This is a genomic window from Pseudomonas sp. RIT357 (assembly GCF_000632245.1).
In the GTDB taxonomy this organism is placed as follows: domain Bacteria; phylum Pseudomonadota; class Gammaproteobacteria; order Pseudomonadales; family Pseudomonadaceae; genus Aquipseudomonas; species Aquipseudomonas sivasensis.
On record NZ_JFYX01000012.1, the window covers coordinates 297,865 to 312,356 of the forward strand.

The window sequence follows — 14,492 nt, forward strand, 5'->3', positions numbered from 1 at the left end:
TGCGACCGGACAGCAATAGCCTGATGAAGGACTGACGTTTCCCATGTTGACCATCGCACTGTCCAAGGGCCGCATCCTTGACGACACTTTGCCGCTTCTGGCTGAAGCGGGCATCGTGCCGACCGAGAATCCGGACAAGAGCCGCAAGCTGATCATCCCTACGACCCAGGACGACGTTCGCCTGCTGATCGTGCGGGCTACCGACGTGCCGACCTACGTTGAGCATGGCGCGGCCGACCTCGGCGTCGCCGGTAAAGACGTGTTGATGGAATACGGTGGCCAGGGCCTGTATGAGCCGCTGGACCTGCGTATTGCCCTGTGCAAGCTGATGACCGCCGGCCGTGTCGGTGACGTCGAGCCTAAAGGCCGCCTGCGCGTGGCAACCAAGTTCGTCAACGTTGCCAAGCGCTACTACGCCGAGCAAGGCCGCCAGGTCGACATCATCAAGCTCTACGGCTCGATGGAGCTGGCGCCGCTGATCGGCCTGGCCGACAAGATCATCGATGTGGTCGACACCGGCAACACCCTGCGTGCCAACGGTCTCGAACCACAGGACTTCATCGCCGATATCAGCTCCCGCTTGATCGTCAACAAAGCGTCGATGAAGATGCAGCACGCCCGTATCCAAGCGTTGATCGACACCCTGCGCACCGCAGTGGAGTCTCGACACCGCGGTTGACCTACCCGCGTAGCTGAAAGGCTGCGCCCGTCTATCCGCCTCATAGCCAGAATTCTCAGGTGCCCAAGCGGAAACGACTGCTAGTTTAGGGCGCCTGAGTTTTTGCCAATTCTATTGAGGCCCTCGCTATGACCACGTCCACTGCAATTGCCCGACTCAACGCTGCCGACCCGGATTTCGCCCATCATCTGGATCATCTGCTGAGCTGGGAAAGCGTGTCCGACGACTCGGTCAACCAGCGGGTGCTCGACATCATCAAGGCCGTGCGCGAGCGTGGTGATGCGGCGCTGGTGGATTTCACTCGTCAGTTCGACGGTCTGGACGTCAAGTCCATGTCCGATCTGATTCTTCCCCGCGAACGCCTGGAGCTCGCACTGACGCGCATCACTGCGCCTCAGCGTGAAGCCCTGGAAGTCGCGGCGGCGCGTGTGCGCAGCTACCACGAAAAGCAGAAACAGGACTCCTGGAGCTATACCGAAGCCGACGGCACTGTGCTGGGCCAAAAGGTCACGCCGCTGGATCGTGCCGGTCTCTACGTGCCGGGTGGCAAAGCGTCGTATCCATCGTCGGTGTTGATGAACGCAATTCCGGCCAAGGTGGCGGGCGTGACCGAAGTGGTTATGGTGGTACCGACCCCGCGCGGCGAAATCAACGAACTGGTGCTGGCTGCGGCCTGCATCGCTGGTGTTGACCGTGTGTTCACCATTGGCGGTGCTCAAGCCGTCGCGGCCCTGGCCTACGGCACCGAAAGCGTGCCGAAGGTCGACAAAGTGGTGGGGCCTGGCAACATCTACGTCGCCACCGCCAAGCGCCACGTTTTTGGCCAGGTTGGCATCGATATGATCGCCGGTCCCTCGGAAATTCTCGTAGTGTGCGACGGCCAGACCGATCCGGATTGGATCGCCATGGACCTGTTCTCCCAGGCCGAGCACGACGAAGACGCCCAGGCGATTCTGGTCAGCCCCGATGCCGAGTTCCTCGACAAGGTCGCCGCCAGCATCGATAAGCTGCTGCCTACCATGGACCGTGCAGAGATCATCGAGAAATCCATCAACGGCCGTGGCGCGCTGATCCTGGTGCGTGACATGGAACAGGCCATCGAAGTGGCTAACCGTATCGCCCCGGAGCACCTGGAGCTGTCCGTGGCTGACCCACAGGCCTGGCTGCCGTCGATTCGCCATGCGGGTGCGATCTTCATGGGGCGCCACACCAGTGAAGCGCTGGGCGACTACTGCGCCGGCCCGAACCATGTGTTGCCGACCTCCGGCACCGCGCGGTTCTCATCACCGCTGGGGGTATACGACTTCCAGAAACGCTCGTCGATCATCTTCTGCTCGCCACAAGGTGCTTCCGAGTTGGGCAAGACCGCTTCGGTGCTGGCCCGCGGTGAGTCGTTGAGCGCACACGCCCGTAGTGCTGAGTATCGAATCCTGGAAGAGGGGAAATAACACATGAGCAAATTCTGGAGCCCCTTCGTCAGGGACCTCGTGCCTTACGTACCCGGCGAACAGCCAAAGCTGACCAAGCTGGTCAAGCTCAACACCAATGAGAACCCCTACGGTCCGTCGCCCAAAGCACTGGCCGCGATGCAGGCCGAGTTGAACGACAACCTGCGTTTGTACCCGGACCCCAACAGCGACCTGCTCAAGCAGGCGGTGGCCAAGTATTACGGGGTCGACGCCGGCAAAGTGTTTCTCGGTAACGGCTCTGATGAAGTGCTCGCGCACATCTTCCACGGCCTGTTCCAGCACGACCTGCCGCTGCTGTTCCCGGATATCAGCTACAGCTTCTATCCGGTGTACTGCGGTCTTTACGGCATCCAGTCCGACCCGGTGCCGTTGGATGAGAAATTTCAGATCCGTGTTGCGGATTACGCCAGGCCCAACGGCGGGATCATCTTCCCCAACCCGAATGCGCCGACCGGCTGCGTGCTGGCGCTGGACGCAGTAGAGCAGATCCTCAAGGCCAGCCCGGATTCGGTGGTGGTGGTCGATGAAGCCTATATCGACTTCGGCGGCGAAACCGCCATCAGTCTGGTGGATCGCTACCCGAATCTGCTGGTGACCCAGACCCTTTCCAAATCGCGCTCACTGGCCGGTTTGCGCGTGGGCTTGGCTGTGGGTCACCCGGACCTGATCGAGGCGCTGGAGCGGGTCAAGAACAGCTTCAACTCCTACCCGCTGGATCGTTTGGCGATTGTCGGTGCGGCAGCGGCGTTTGAGGACCGTGAGTACTTCGAGAAGACGTGCCAGTTGGTGATCGACAGCCGTAACAAAGTAGTCGCGCAATTGGAAGGCAAAGGTTTTGAGGTGCTGCCATCAGCGGCCAACTTCATCTTTGCGCGCCACCCACGGCATGACGCTGCCGGCCTGGCGGCCAAGCTGCGTGAGCAAGGGATTATCGTGCGGCACTTTAAGCAGGAGCGGATTGCCCAGTTCCTGCGGATCAGCATCGGTACGCCGGAGCAGAACCAGGCGCTGATCGATGGCCTCGGCGAGCTTTAACGGGCGCTGAAATCAAATGTGGGAGGGGGCTTGCCCCCGATGGCGGCGTATCAGTCAGTTAATGTATTGACTGGCACACTGCTATCGGAGGCAAGCCCTCTCCCACATTGGTTTGTATTGGCAGTTAGATTAACGGCTCATCTGGCTTCTTGTTCTTCCAGCCATCATTGCCCGGCAGCAGCAGGTTCAAACCAATCGCTACCACCGCGCACAGAGCAATGCCCTTCAGGCCGAAGTCATCTGGACCAGTTCCGGTCCCCACCAGCACACCGCCAATACCGAACACCAGGGTCACCGACACAATCACCAGATTGCGCGCCTCGCCCAGGTCGATCTTGTGGCGAATCAATGTGTTCATCCCCACTGCGGCAATCGAGCCGAACAGCAGGCACAGGATCCCCCCCATTACCGGCACCGGAATGCTCTGCAGTAGCGCGCCGAACTTGCCGATAAACGCCAGGCTGATGGCGAATACCGCCGCCCAGGTCATGATTTTCGGGTTGTAGTTCTTGGTCAGCATTACCGCGCCGGTTACTTCGGCGTAGGTAGTGTTCGGCGGGCCGCCAAACATGCCTGCTGCCGTGGTGGCGATCCCGTCACCCAGCAGGGTGCGGTGCAGGCCAGGCTTCTTCAGGTAGTCGCGACCGGTCACGCTGCCCACCGCAATCACCCCGCCGATGTGTTCAATCGCAGGGGCCAGGGCCACTGGGACGATAAACAGGATCGCCTGCCAGTTGAATTCCGGCGCGGTGAAGTGGGGCAGGGCGAACCAAGGCGCAGCGGCGATCTTGGCCGTGTCGACAACGCCAAAGTAGAACGACATGGCAAAACCCACCAGCACACCGGAGATGATCGGCACCAGGCGGAAGATACCTTTGCCGAACACCGCCACGATCAACGTGGTAAGCAGCGCTGGCATCGAGATCAGCATGGCGGTCTTGTACGGGATCAGTTCGGCACCGTTGTCGCCTTTACCCATCGCCATGTTGGCCGCGATCGGCGCCATGGCCAGGCCGATGGAAATAATCACGGGCCCGATTACCACAGGCGGTAGTAGTCGGTCGATGAAACCAGTGCCTTTGATCTTTACCGCTGCCCCTAGGAAGGTGTAAACAAAACCGGCCGCCATTACCCCGCCCATGGTCGCCGCCAGGCCGAACTGCTGCTTGGCGAGAATGATCGGGGTAATGAAGGCAAAGCTCGATGCCAGGAATACCGGCACCTGCCGCCCTGTCACCACCTGGAACAACAACGTGCCCAGGCCGGCGGTGAACAGTGCGACGTTTGGATCAAGACCTGTGATCAGCGGCATCAACACCAGCGCGCCAAATGCTACGAAGAGCATTTGTGCGCCAGACAGGATCTGGCGCCAAAGCGGGTCGTTGAATTCATCCTGCATGCTCACGCGTCCTTCTGCTTGGTGCCGAAGATCTTGTCACCCGCGTCGCCCAGGCCAGGGATGATGTAACCGTGTTCATTCAGGCGCTCATCGATGGAAGCAGTGTAGATCTGCACGTCCGGGTGGGCTTTCTCGACGGCGGCGATGCCTTCGGGAGCGGCGACCAGCACCATGGCGCGGATGTCCTTGCAGCCGGCTTTCTTCAGCAGGTCGATGGTGGCGACCATGGAACTGCCGGTAGCGAGCATCGGGTCAATGATCATGGCCAGGCGCTCGTCGATTTCCGGTACGAGTTTTTCCAGGTAGGTGTGAGCCTGCAAGGTTTCTTCGTTGCGGGCCACGCCCACGGCGCTGACTTTGGCACCCGGAATCAGGCTGAGTACACCTTCGAGCATGCCGATACCTGCGCGCAGGATCGGCACCACGGTTATTTTCTTACCAGCGATTTTTTCCACCTGGACGGGACCGGCCCAACCGGGGATCTCGTAGGTTTCCAGGGGCAAATCCTTGGTGGCTTCGTAAGTGAGCAACGCTCCGACTTCCTGAGCAAGCTCACGGAAGTTCTTCGTGCTAATGTCGGCGCGGCGCATAAGGCCGAGCTTGTGCTGGATCAGCGGGTGGCGGATCTCGCGAGTGGGCATGGGAAAGGCTCCGGCGGCGGGCAAAAAAACCGGCCTAGATTAATCTATCCGAGGGTGTTGTCCTATAGGCATCTAGTACGTTAGTCCATTAAGGCTTGCTCGGAGCGCATGAGAAGCGTACCTTCGCCCGCTTTTCTTGCCACAGCACCCCCTTGGAGAGCGCCATGTCCGCTGATCTTGAGCATATCCGTCAAATCATGCGTGAGGCTGATTGCCTGTACACCGAAGCGCAAGTCGAAGCTGCGATCGCCAAGGTTGGCGCCCACATCACTCGCGAAATGGCCGACACCAACCCGGTGGTCTTTTGCGTGATGAACGGCGGCCTGATCTTCGCCGGAAAATTGCTGACTCACCTGCAATTTCCGCTGGAAGCGTCTTACCTGCACGCGACTCGCTATCGCAACGAAACCACTGGCGGCGATCTGTTCTGGAAGGCCAAGCCGGAAGTCTCGTTCATTGACCGCGACGTGCTGATCATCGACGACATCCTCGACGAAGGTCACACCCTCGGCGCGATCATCGATTTCTGCAAACATGCCGGCGCGCGCAAAGTGCACACCGCCGTACTGATCGACAAAGACCACGACCGCAAGGCTCGCCCGGACCTTAAGGCTGATTACGTTGGCCTGCCGTGCATCGACCGCTACATCTTCGGCTATGGCATGGACTACAAAGGCTACTGGCGCAACGCCAATGGGATCTACGCCGTCAAAGGTATGTGATCCAGGCCTGGCGCAGGGTTGTCATGCTATCGTGCTTGGCCCCTGCGTCTGGAGCTGTCCATGAGCCTGTTGATTCGCACTTGCGCCGCCCTGGCGCTGACCCTGAGTTTGCCCCTGGCCGCCGCACCGGCGCCTATGCATGGTCAATTTCTGCCTCCCGATGACCTCACCCTGCGGACTGAAAGCCCTGACCAGCAGCAGTTGCTGCAAGTCACGGAGTACGCGGTGGTGGTGGGCAACCAGCGCCAATCCAACCAGCAACCTATCCCGGTGACTTCGCCACTGATGCTCCGGCTTAAGGGCAAGCCCCTGAACAAAGGTGCGAGCATCAGCCAAGTGGTGCTCAACTTCGATGCCGAAAGTAAAAGCCTGAAAAAGCCGGTGTTTGACGACAAGAGCAAGACCCTGACGCTGTCTTATCCGGTGGCCCAGTACCGGGTGATCGTCGATTTGCTGCGCAATGACACGGTGTATGTTCAGTTCCTCAGTTACGCCAACGGCCATATCTGGGCGGACCTGCATACCGGCGTTGTACGTACCAAGTAGCGCTAACATTGAAGAATAAATGTGGTGGGGGATTGCTCCCATATTGGTTCTTCAGCGCTTTCGAAGCCCGCGGCTCGCAGGTAGACTTCAAACCCCGTGTAAATGTCTGCAGGCTGGAGTCGGTAATGCGTAAAGATAAGAAACAGGTGATTGGCGATGAGATCGGCGACGATCAGATCAAGTTGTTCCTGGACTTCGAGCCGGTCGACGCGACTTCACCGTCCCTGCACAAACTGATCAAGGCTTATCGTGGCCTGCGTATCGACGACTTTGAGCGCTTCCTGGGCTTTTTCAAGGAAGCCGGCCTGGACCTGGATGGCAAGGATGGGCATGGGCAGACCTTCGTTGATCTGATCAAGGATCAGCGCAACGCGGACGATTACATCGAGCTGATCAAAAACGCTCGCGGCTGATTATCCCGGCCACAAAAAAACGCCCCGAGGGGCGTTTTTTTATTGCAGCCAGGCCTCAAGCGTAGCTTTCGGCCTCGTTGCTTTGCTCAACCAGTTCCAGGCTGATGTTGTTCTGCGTGTTGATCTTGCGATACAGCTCGGCATCAGTCTCAAGCACTTTTTCCCGGGCAGGGAAGATCTCGTGCAGCTTGGCTGCCCACTCACCGGCGGCTTTGGCCGGGAAGCAGCGCTCAATCAGTTCCAGCATGATCGACACCGTCACCGAGGCGCCTGGGGACGCGCCCAGCAGCGCAGCCAGCGAGCCGTCTTTGGCCGCTACCAGCTCGGTGCCGAATTGCAGCACGCCGCCTTTTTTCGGGTCTTTCTTGATGATCTGCACCCGTTGGCCGGCCACTTCAAGACGCCAGTCTTCGGCTTTAGCCTCAGGGTAGAAGCGACGCAGGGATTCCAGGCGTTGTTCCATGGACTGACGCACTTCGCTGACCAGGTACTTGGTCAGGTCCATGTTGTCGCGGGCCACGGCCAGCATCGGGCCGATGTTGCTGGCACGAATCGACATCGGCAGGTCTAGGAACGAGCCGTGCTTGAGGAACTTGGTGGTGAAACCGGCGTATGGCCCGAACAGCAGGGATTTCTTGCCATCCACTACACGGGTGTCGAGGTGCGGCACCGACATCGGTGGCGAGCCGACGGCGGCCTGGCTGTAGACCTTGGCCTGGTGGTGCTTGACCACTTCCGGGTTGTCGCAACGCAGCCATTGGCCGCTGACCGGGAAGCCGCCGAAGCCTTTACTTTCTTCGATGCCCGAAGCTTGCAGCAGCGGCAGCGCCGCGCCACCGGCGCCGAGGAATACAAACTTGGCGTCCACCTCACGGCTGGTACCGCTGTTGACGTCCTTGATGCTCACGGTCCAGCCGGCGCCGTTGCGCTTGAGGCCGGTCACGCGCTTGCTGTACTTGACCTGGGCATCCGGGGAGCTGGTCAGATGGCTAAGCAGCTGATTGGTCAGGGCGCCGAAGTTGACGTCGGTGCCATTCATTACGCGAGTGGCAGCGATTTTTTCGTCGAGCGGGCGGCCCGGCATCATCAGCGGCATCCATTCGGCCATTTCGCTGCGGTCTTCGGTGTAGTGCATGTCCGAAAACGCGTGGTGCTGGCTGAGGGTTTCAAAGCGCTTCTTGAGGAAGTCCACGCCTTTGTCGCCCTGTACGAAGCTCAGGTGCGGCACCGGACTGATAAAGGACTTGGACGAGCCAAAGGTGCCCTTTTTGGTCAGGTACGCCCAGAACTGCTTCGACACCTCGAACTGAGTGTTGATGTGCACGGCTTTCTTGATGTCGATGGAACCATCGGCGGCCTGCGGCGTGTAGTTCAGCTCGCACAGACCGGCATGACCGGTACCGGCGTTGTTCCATGGGTTGGAACTCTCCGCTGCACCCGAATCCATCAGCTCAACGACTTCCAGCTTGAGGCCGGGGTCGAGCTCTTTGAGCAATACGGCCAGGGTGGCACTCATGATGCCGGCCCCTACCAGTACTACGTCGACTGCTTCGTTATGCGCCATTTAACGCGTCTCCAAAATCTGCAGCACCAAATTGACGGCATGGCTGCCAGGAGTGACGGGGCGGTTCACGTGTTGCCCCAGGTTACCCATGGCCAGGATCGCCATGTCCGTTTCGCAATTCTTTGCAACTTCGGCGCACGCTTCCTGCCCGGCCTAATCTGCCTATGAACGCATTCATGGGCGCCTGTGGCAATTCGACTTATGGTCAAAGCGTGCGATTCGTGCAATCAATCCGTAGCGGACAGGCTCAAGCTCCGGTTGTTGAGGAGTACTCAGTCCTGTGTGGTTGGGCTGTTCCAGACGCTGATGGTGCTTTTACAAACGCCAAACTATTCATTTGCTCGCCACACTCTTGTGAAGTTGTGAAAACCCGTTTTTTCACGCTCTTTTGAAGACGTGAACCTCAAAAAAGGGCTGCCTCAGCCTGGCACTTGGCCCGCAAGACATCTGCCGACACGCGGCAATACGGGCAAACAACTCAAGTGGCCGAGCGCAATGGCAGCTCTGGCAGATTCGGTAAAGGCGGGTGGTTTGCAAAGGAAACAGCAAGCGCGCCAGCTTCACTCGATCTGTGTGGGCGGCTCTCTGTGGGCGATTCTTGGAGTTAATACCGAGGCATTAACGATGCTGCGAGGCCCGATCAGGAGACGTCCTTATAATCGGGGGGAGATTGTAGCGAAGAACGTCAGGGAAATGGGCGTGTTTTATGACTTTTATTAGGTCTTCGGTCAGGCGGCCAACGGCTGGTGCCGCGGCGACCGCGCCGGGCGTGGGCTGACACGGGCGCCGGCGGGCAGCGGGTGGTGCATCCAGCTCAGGCGGATTTCATCAATTTCTACCCAGCCGTCGCCCAAAGGCGGCTGGCTGCACTCTTTAAAGGCCTGGCAGCGGCCTTGCGCATCAAGCCGGGCGAACTGGCGAAGGGCAGGTTTGCGCGTAAACAGCGTCCAGAGAAAATGCATGGCGATAGACCTCCTGAGATTGAGGCCAAGCATGCCTTGCGAGGATGACGAGCCCATGTAACGGCTATTACATATCGGTGACAGCGAACCGCTGTCGAGCCGACGAGTCATAGGTTGTAACTGACGCTAGTTCCCTGCGGGGGCGCCCCGTTATACTGCCGGCCTGTCGGTACCTGATTTCTGGAGAGAAGCGCATGTTGCAACGCCTGTTGTTCGGTTTGATCACTGTGACCAGTTTGACCTTGGTTGGCTGCGCCAACAGCCCGCAACAACTGAGCCCGCAACCGAAGCTCACCACGCAGTTGGCGCCAGTGGGTCATGGTCAGCCAGTGTCGGTGCGTGTAGTGGATGGTCGTCCTTCGCCAACGTTGGGCTCTCGCGGGGGCTTGTACCCGGAGACCGCGCTTATCTCGGTGACTGGTCAGGACGTGCTGCCCAAGTTGCAAGCTCAGGCCGAAGCCGCCGTGCGCCTGCTGGGCTTTACCCCGAGCGCCAACGCGCCGGGCGCTCCTCAGTTGACCATCACCTTGGCTGAGCTGAAGTATCAGTCGCCTAAAGAAGGTCTCTATGTGACTGAAGCCGCCATCGGCGCAACCTTCAAGTCCGATGTCACCGCGGGCACCCGTCGCTATAGCGGTCGTTACGGCGCATCGTTGAACCAGCGTTTCGGTATGTCGCCGAACCAGGAAACCAACACCAAGCTGGTCAGCGACGTCCTGAGCGACGCCTTGACTCGCCTGTTCAAGGATCCAAGCATCGGTTCATTGCTCAGCTCGCAGTAACCGTCCAAATAAAAACCGGGCTCAGTCATGTGCCCGGTTTTTTTTCGTCTGCAGTTTCACGCGGCGGTGTCGATACAGAAGTCCAGCAGGCTCACACCCGTCAACAGGTCGGCCTCTGGCGAGTCTGCATGCTGGTGCCCGCCAAGGGCGCAATAGACCAGCCAATGGCGGTCCTGCACGTTGAACGCCAGGCTGCCGACCAGCGCCTCCTGCTCATCGCTTTGGGCAATTAGATACAGCCGATCCTGGTTGTGCGCGTGCAGCATGACAAGCTCCTGAGTGTTCGAAGGGCAACAGAGTGGCTTGTTAAGGTGACGTTCAGGTGACGCCGTAAATTACTGGATACATTAGCCGTCCATGGAAGATGGAGCGGTTTGGCGCTGGCCGCCACTACCGTTCAGGTTGATATCGGAACCGATACCCAGACACCGTTTCACCCGAGGTTTGCGATGGCGCTGCCCGCACTGTTGATCAATGTTGTGGCTTTATTGGTGGCCAGCTCCGGTGCAGCGCTGCTCTCCATCACCCGCCTGCGCGAGCAGCGCGCCATGGCTGACCTGGCTGCGCAAAGTGAAGCGCGCGCGATTGATCAGCCCATGCTGTTCCTGGACGCGCGTACCGAGCGGGCAAATCGTGTGGCTTACCGCATCGGGTTCGCCTGCCTGGTGCTGGCGCTGGCTATTTCCTGGCTCAGCACCCGAATCTAAAACACGGCAGAACCAATGTAAGAGGGGGCTTGCCCCCGATAGCGGTGTGTCAGCCAAGTATTCATTAGCTGACTCACCGCTATCGGGAGCAAGCCCCCTTCCACATTTTCTGATCGGTGTTTACAGCGGGATTCCGGCCTTGACCCGATATTGATTACGCACCGGCGTCGCATATTGCACCACCAGAAATGGTCGGTGTTCCGCCGGGCATTCGTTCAAGCGCCGTTCCCACTCAGCTTTCGCCTTCGCCAGCTCATCGGCCGGGAACACTTCGGCCGCCTTTGGCACCTGCAATTGCGGGTCGGCGTCGGCCCACTGGGCGTACGCCAGGTAGTGCACCGGGAATAGCCGATAACCGCCGAGAATTTGCCGATCCATTTCCACGGCCAGCACTTTGGTGTCTTCGAAGCGCTCGCTAATGGGCGGCGCGAAGTTGATGTGCACGCGGCCTTTGTAGCCGGTGATGCCCAGGGCAATGCTCACGTCATCTTCACCCTGTGCCTTGACGTAGGTCCCGGTGGTGGCGCGGATATACAACTCGCGGGCCTTGGCTGCATCGCACGGGTCGTACTCGTAGCTGATGGATACCGGCGTCAGGTTCAGTGACTGGATCACCTCGGCAAACGGCTCGTCCTTGCGGCTGACATGGAACATCTTGAGGATGGCTGACTCGGTGCGGTCATCCCCATCCTTGGCGCGGCCTTCGGCCTGGGCGATCCAGATCGACTGGCAGTCGTTGCGTATCGAATGATTGATGTAGGCCGATAGCAGGTTGAACGCCGCCATCTTCTCCTTTCGCCCGGTGATCGAGCGGTGCACGATAAAGCTCTTGTTCAGGCGCATCAGGTCGCTGACAAACGGCTTTTGCAGCAAGTTGTCGCCGATGGCGATGCGTGGCGTCGGCAGGCCGGCGTGGTACACGGCATAGTTGACGAAGGCCGGGTCCATCACGATGTCGCGGTGGTTGGCCAGAAACAGGTAAGCGGTACCGGATTTGAGCTGTTCGACGCCTGTGTAGGTAACGCCATCGGTCGCCCGGTCAATGGTATGGTCGACGTAGTACTCGACTTTGTCCTGCAGCGTAGCCACGGTGGTGACGCCGGCAAATTCACGGCGCAGCTTGCGGGCAATCATCGGCTTGAGCAGCCAGCCCAAGGCGCCGGCAAAGCGCGGGAAGCGGAAGTGGGTCAGGATGTCCAGAAAGGCCTTGTCACTGAACAGTCGGTCCAGCACTGCCGGGACTTCGCTGTCGTTGTAAGGTCGGATGGTATCGAATTCGCCCATCATGCTCTCTTGTTAGAAACGGCTAGGGTAAGTAGAGGAAATATCAGGGTGCGGCCCGAGTAATGGGCTCGGCCGGAAATAGCCCTGTAAATAGACCGGCGATTATACGCACAAGTCACCTTGGAGGCTGCGATGCTGGAAACTACGACGTACGATTGTCCTTATTGTGGTGAAACGGTAGAGACAGCGGTGGATTTATCCGGCGGTGATCAGACCTACATAGAAGATTGTCAGGTGTGTTGCCGACCGATTATTTTCGACCTGCAGGTCCATGGTGAAGAGTGGATGCTTGAAACCCGCAGTGAAAACGAATAACAGGCAAGCTCATGCAGCGAATCTACGAACCGGAAAACCTGATGGAAGGCGAGCTGCTGCAACAGATGCTCGCCAGCGAAGGCATCGAAGCACATTTGGTGGGGCGCCATTTGCTCGGCGGCACCGGCGAGCTACCGATCTTCGGACTTTTGGGTTTGGAAGTAGACAATGACCGGGCGGCTGATGCCCGGGAGCTGATTACTGCCTATATCGGGGCGCAACCGCTGCCGGGGGATGAATCCGACAGCTTCCCCGACGTGCTGGTCTGTTAGGCTGTCGGCCGGTTTACCCAAGAGTCGTGTTGCCCCATGTGTGGACGTTATGCCCTGTTTCGCTGGAATCCCTCCTTTGCTGCCTTGCCAGGCTTTCCGGCTGACCAGCAGGCCCAGTGGAACATCTCCCCGAATGATTCGGTGCTGATCCAGCGCCTGAGCGACGGCCATCACACCCTGGCCCGCGCCCGTTGGGGCCTGACGCCGCCCTGGCTGACCGACCTTTCCCGCACCCCGGCCCATGCTCGCGCCGAAACCCTCGCCGAGCAGCCGATGTTCCGCGAGGCCTTTCGCCAGCGCCGCTGCCTGCTGCCCGCCAATGGTTTTTATGAATGGCGCGGCACCCAGCGCAAACGCCCGTACTGGCTGACGCCGGGGGAAGGCTCCACGTTGTTTTTTGCGGCGATCTGGGAGGCCTACCCTGTGCAGGAACAAGTGTGGTTGAGCACGGCGGTAGTGACCCAGGCGGCCCAGAGCCAGCGCCGGCCGCTGATTCTTGATGCCGCAGGGCAGGCAGCCTGGCTCGATCCCGAGACGCCGTTGCATGTGCTGCAAGGTCTATTGGCCAGTGAGCCCATCCCACTGCGCGAGCGGGTCCTGGCTAATATGGTCAACGATCCCAAGCTCAATGGGCCGGAGTGCCTGACTCCTGCCTAAACCTGAAGGTGCCGTGGGATGTATCCGAAATTCCGCGGTTACGCGTCTGTTGTATCTGGCGCTCATACAAATGAGCGCCTACGATACGCGCCATGTTTTGAGGGCGTTTTTCAGGGCGTCTTTTTCAGGGAGAGAGTGTTGATGAAAAGAACATTGGCGGTAAGTGTATTGGCTGCGGCGATGCTGCTGGCTGGGTGTCAGTCGGTCAATACCACCAGCGGCGGCGCCGTTGGGGTTGAGCGCAAGCAATACATGTTCAGCATGCTGTCGAGTCAGGAAGTCGACCAGATGTATGCCCAGTCCTACCAGCAGACGCTGGGTGAGGCCAGTACCAAAGGCCAGTTGGACAAGACCAGCGCCAACGCCAAGCGCGTGCAGGCAATTGCCAAGCGTTTGATCGCCCAGGCGCCCACCTTCCGTCCTGATGCAGCGCAGTGGAAGTGGGAAGTGAATTTGATCAAAAGCGATGAGATGAACGCCAACTGTGGGCCTGGCGGCAAGATCTTTGTGTACAGCGCACTGATCGACAATCTCAAGCTTACCGATGACGAGTTGGCAGCAGTGATGGGCCATGAAATCGCCCACGCCTTGCGCGAGCACGGTCGTGAGGCAATGTCCAAAGCGTACGGTATCGAGATCGCCAAGCAGGGTGCTGGTGCGTTGTTCGGCTTGGGTCAAGATAGCCTGGCATTGGCGGACACGGTTGCCAACTACGGCATGACCTTGCCCAACAGCCGGAGCAATGAAAACGAAGCGGACCTGATCGGCCTGGAACTGTCGGCTCGCGCCGGCTACAACCCGAACGCCGCCATCACGCTGTGGAACAAGATGGCCAAGGCATCGGAAGGCTCGCCACCGGAGTTCATGAGTACTCACCCGGCGTCGGACAGCCGAATCGCGTCCTTGCAGGCGGCGATTCCTAAGGTGATGCCGTTGTATCAACAGGCCAAGAAGTCCTAAGGCTGATGAAGATCCAAATGTGGGAGGGGGCTTGCCCCCGATGGTGTTGGGTCAGTTAGCAGATGCATTGACTGATCTACTGCTA

Annotated in this window: 18 protein-coding genes; 12 read left to right on the forward strand and 6 right to left on the reverse strand. The window is 59.3% G+C overall.

What is annotated here, in order from left to right; translation table 11 throughout:
- The first annotated feature begins 43 nt into the window (after positions 1–43).
- The 3 genes from hisG (at position 44) to hisC (ending at position 3,183) form a co-directional block, all read left to right on the forward strand.
- Positions 44–679, forward strand: coding sequence for an ATP phosphoribosyltransferase (gene hisG / locus BW43_RS16690; RefSeq protein WP_003171824.1), 636 nt, complete (start codon positions 44–46; stop codon positions 677–679).
- A 128-nt stretch (positions 680–807) separates the two neighbouring features.
- Positions 808–2,127, forward strand: a complete 1,320-nt coding sequence (gene hisD / locus BW43_RS16685) for a histidinol dehydrogenase (RefSeq protein ID WP_032886288.1) — start codon at positions 808–810, stop codon at positions 2,125–2,127.
- A gap of 3 nt (positions 2,128–2,130) precedes the next feature.
- Positions 2,131–3,183: a histidinol-phosphate transaminase gene (hisC, locus tag BW43_RS16680; protein ID WP_032886289.1), complete on the forward strand. Its 1,053-nt coding sequence runs from the start codon at positions 2,131–2,133 to the stop codon at positions 3,181–3,183.
- A gap of 124 nt (positions 3,184–3,307) precedes the next feature.
- Here the strand turns inward: hisC and BW43_RS16675 are convergent, their stop codons facing one another.
- Both BW43_RS16675 and upp read right to left on the reverse strand, forming a co-directional pair.
- A complete protein-coding gene (locus BW43_RS16675; protein ID WP_032886290.1) occupies positions 3,308–4,582 on the reverse strand; it encodes a uracil-xanthine permease family protein in 1,275 nt (424 codons plus the stop codon).
- 2 nt (positions 4,583–4,584) lie between these two features.
- On the reverse strand, positions 4,585–5,223 hold the full coding sequence (upp, locus tag BW43_RS16670) for a uracil phosphoribosyltransferase (RefSeq protein WP_004372055.1): 639 nt from the start codon (positions 5,221–5,223) through the stop codon (positions 4,585–4,587).
- Between the two features lie 164 nt (positions 5,224–5,387).
- Here upp and BW43_RS16665 point away from each other — a divergent pair, with 164 nt between their 5' ends.
- The 3 genes from BW43_RS16665 to BW43_RS16655 all read left to right on the forward strand — a co-directional run bounded on the left by BW43_RS16665 (position 5,388) and on the right by BW43_RS16655 (position 6,904).
- Complete coding sequence (locus BW43_RS16665) at positions 5,388–5,945, forward strand: hypoxanthine-guanine phosphoribosyltransferase (protein WP_032886291.1); 558 nt, start codon at positions 5,388–5,390, stop codon at positions 5,943–5,945.
- Positions 5,946–6,005: 60 nt separating this feature from the next.
- Entirely contained in the window at positions 6,006–6,491 is a 486-nt protein-coding gene (locus BW43_RS16660) for a hypothetical protein (protein ID WP_032886293.1), read from the forward strand.
- A gap of 125 nt (positions 6,492–6,616) precedes the next feature.
- Positions 6,617–6,904: a PA4642 family protein gene (locus tag BW43_RS16655; RefSeq protein WP_032886294.1), complete on the forward strand. Its 288-nt coding sequence runs from the start codon at positions 6,617–6,619 to the stop codon at positions 6,902–6,904.
- Between the two features lie 55 nt (positions 6,905–6,959).
- Here the strand turns inward: BW43_RS16655 and mqo are convergent, their stop codons facing one another.
- On the reverse strand, positions 6,960–8,468 hold the full coding sequence (mqo, locus tag BW43_RS16650) for a malate dehydrogenase (quinone) (protein ID WP_032886295.1): 1,509 nt from the start codon (positions 8,466–8,468) through the stop codon (positions 6,960–6,962).
- Positions 8,469–9,196: 728 nt separating this feature from the next.
- Positions 9,197–9,430 (reverse strand): hypothetical protein, encoded by a 234-nt coding sequence (locus tag BW43_RS16645; RefSeq protein WP_032886296.1) that lies wholly within the window; start codon positions 9,428–9,430, stop codon positions 9,197–9,199.
- Positions 9,431–9,624: 194 nt separating this feature from the next.
- On the opposite strand from BW43_RS16645, the gene BW43_RS16640 reads away from it, so the two are divergent.
- On the forward strand, positions 9,625–10,212 hold the full coding sequence (locus BW43_RS16640) for a YajG family lipoprotein (RefSeq protein ID WP_032886297.1): 588 nt from the start codon (positions 9,625–9,627) through the stop codon (positions 10,210–10,212).
- A 56-nt stretch (positions 10,213–10,268) separates the two neighbouring features.
- Here BW43_RS16640 and BW43_RS16635 read toward each other — a convergent pair whose 3' ends face one another.
- On the reverse strand, positions 10,269–10,478 hold the full coding sequence (locus BW43_RS16635) for a hypothetical protein (protein WP_032886298.1): 210 nt from the start codon (positions 10,476–10,478) through the stop codon (positions 10,269–10,271).
- Between the two features lie 183 nt (positions 10,479–10,661).
- Between BW43_RS16635 and BW43_RS16630 the strand changes: the two genes are divergently transcribed.
- Entirely contained in the window at positions 10,662–10,919 is a 258-nt protein-coding gene (locus tag BW43_RS16630) for a hypothetical protein (protein ID WP_032886483.1), read from the forward strand.
- Positions 10,920–11,039: 120 nt separating this feature from the next.
- Here BW43_RS16630 and BW43_RS16625 read toward each other — a convergent pair whose 3' ends face one another.
- A complete protein-coding gene (locus BW43_RS16625; RefSeq protein ID WP_177326426.1) occupies positions 11,040–12,203 on the reverse strand; it encodes a 1-acyl-sn-glycerol-3-phosphate acyltransferase in 1,164 nt (387 codons plus the stop codon).
- Positions 12,204–12,335: 132 nt separating this feature from the next.
- On the opposite strand from BW43_RS16625, the gene BW43_RS28305 reads away from it, so the two are divergent.
- The 4 genes from BW43_RS28305 to BW43_RS16610 all read left to right on the forward strand — a co-directional run bounded on the left by BW43_RS28305 (position 12,336) and on the right by BW43_RS16610 (position 14,407).
- Positions 12,336–12,518 carry a CPXCG motif-containing cysteine-rich protein gene (locus BW43_RS28305; RefSeq protein WP_081797681.1) on the forward strand — a complete coding sequence of 61 codons (183 nt, stop codon included), beginning with the start codon at positions 12,336–12,338 and terminating at the stop codon, positions 12,516–12,518.
- Positions 12,519–12,529: 11 nt separating this feature from the next.
- Positions 12,530–12,790 (forward strand): putative signal transducing protein, encoded by a 261-nt coding sequence (locus tag BW43_RS16620; RefSeq protein WP_032886300.1) that lies wholly within the window; start codon positions 12,530–12,532, stop codon positions 12,788–12,790.
- A gap of 36 nt (positions 12,791–12,826) precedes the next feature.
- Entirely contained in the window at positions 12,827–13,447 is a 621-nt protein-coding gene (locus BW43_RS16615) for an SOS response-associated peptidase (RefSeq protein WP_032886301.1), read from the forward strand.
- Between the two features lie 141 nt (positions 13,448–13,588).
- Positions 13,589–14,407 (forward strand): M48 family metallopeptidase, encoded by an 819-nt coding sequence (locus BW43_RS16610; protein WP_032886302.1) that lies wholly within the window; start codon positions 13,589–13,591, stop codon positions 14,405–14,407.
- Positions 14,408–14,492: the final 85 nt, after the last annotated feature.

Bases quoted from the DNA above. Each gene is read 5' to 3' on its own strand.
- BW43_RS28305 (WP_081797681.1), top strand. From the start codon at position 12,336: ATGCTGGAAACTACGACGTACGATTGTCCTTATTGTGGTGAAACGGTA.
- hisG (WP_003171824.1), top strand. From the start codon at position 44: ATGTTGACCATCGCACTGTCCAAGGGCCGCATCCTTGACGACACTTTG.
- BW43_RS16640 (WP_032886297.1), top strand. From the start codon at position 9,625: ATGTTGCAACGCCTGTTGTTCGGTTTGATCACTGTGACCAGTTTGACC.
- hisC (WP_032886289.1), top strand. From the start codon at position 2,131: ATGAGCAAATTCTGGAGCCCCTTCGTCAGGGACCTCGTGCCTTACGTA.
- BW43_RS16645 (WP_032886296.1), bottom strand. From the start codon at position 9,430: ATGCATTTTCTCTGGACGCTGTTTACGCGCAAACCTGCCCTTCGCCAG.
- BW43_RS16665 (WP_032886291.1), top strand. From the start codon at position 5,388: ATGTCCGCTGATCTTGAGCATATCCGTCAAATCATGCGTGAGGCTGAT.
- upp (WP_004372055.1), bottom strand. From the start codon at position 5,223: ATGCCCACTCGCGAGATCCGCCACCCGCTGATCCAGCACAAGCTCGGC.
- BW43_RS16615 (WP_032886301.1), top strand. From the start codon at position 12,827: ATGTGTGGACGTTATGCCCTGTTTCGCTGGAATCCCTCCTTTGCTGCC.
- BW43_RS16655 (WP_032886294.1), top strand. From the start codon at position 6,617: ATGCGTAAAGATAAGAAACAGGTGATTGGCGATGAGATCGGCGACGAT.
- BW43_RS16630 (WP_032886483.1), top strand. From the start codon at position 10,662: ATGGCGCTGCCCGCACTGTTGATCAATGTTGTGGCTTTATTGGTGGCC.
- hisD (WP_032886288.1), top strand. From the start codon at position 808: ATGACCACGTCCACTGCAATTGCCCGACTCAACGCTGCCGACCCGGAT.
- BW43_RS16625 (WP_177326426.1), bottom strand. From the start codon at position 12,203: ATGGGCGAATTCGATACCATCCGACCTTACAACGACAGCGAAGTCCCG.
- BW43_RS16635 (WP_032886298.1), bottom strand. From the start codon at position 10,478: ATGCTGCACGCGCACAACCAGGATCGGCTGTATCTAATTGCCCAAAGC.
- BW43_RS16660 (WP_032886293.1), top strand. From the start codon at position 6,006: ATGAGCCTGTTGATTCGCACTTGCGCCGCCCTGGCGCTGACCCTGAGT.
- BW43_RS16610 (WP_032886302.1), top strand. From the start codon at position 13,589: ATGAAAAGAACATTGGCGGTAAGTGTATTGGCTGCGGCGATGCTGCTG.
- mqo (WP_032886295.1), bottom strand. From the start codon at position 8,468: ATGGCGCATAACGAAGCAGTCGACGTAGTACTGGTAGGGGCCGGCATC.
- BW43_RS16675 (WP_032886290.1), bottom strand. From the start codon at position 4,582: ATGCAGGATGAATTCAACGACCCGCTTTGGCGCCAGATCCTGTCTGGC.
- BW43_RS16620 (WP_032886300.1), top strand. From the start codon at position 12,530: ATGCAGCGAATCTACGAACCGGAAAACCTGATGGAAGGCGAGCTGCTG.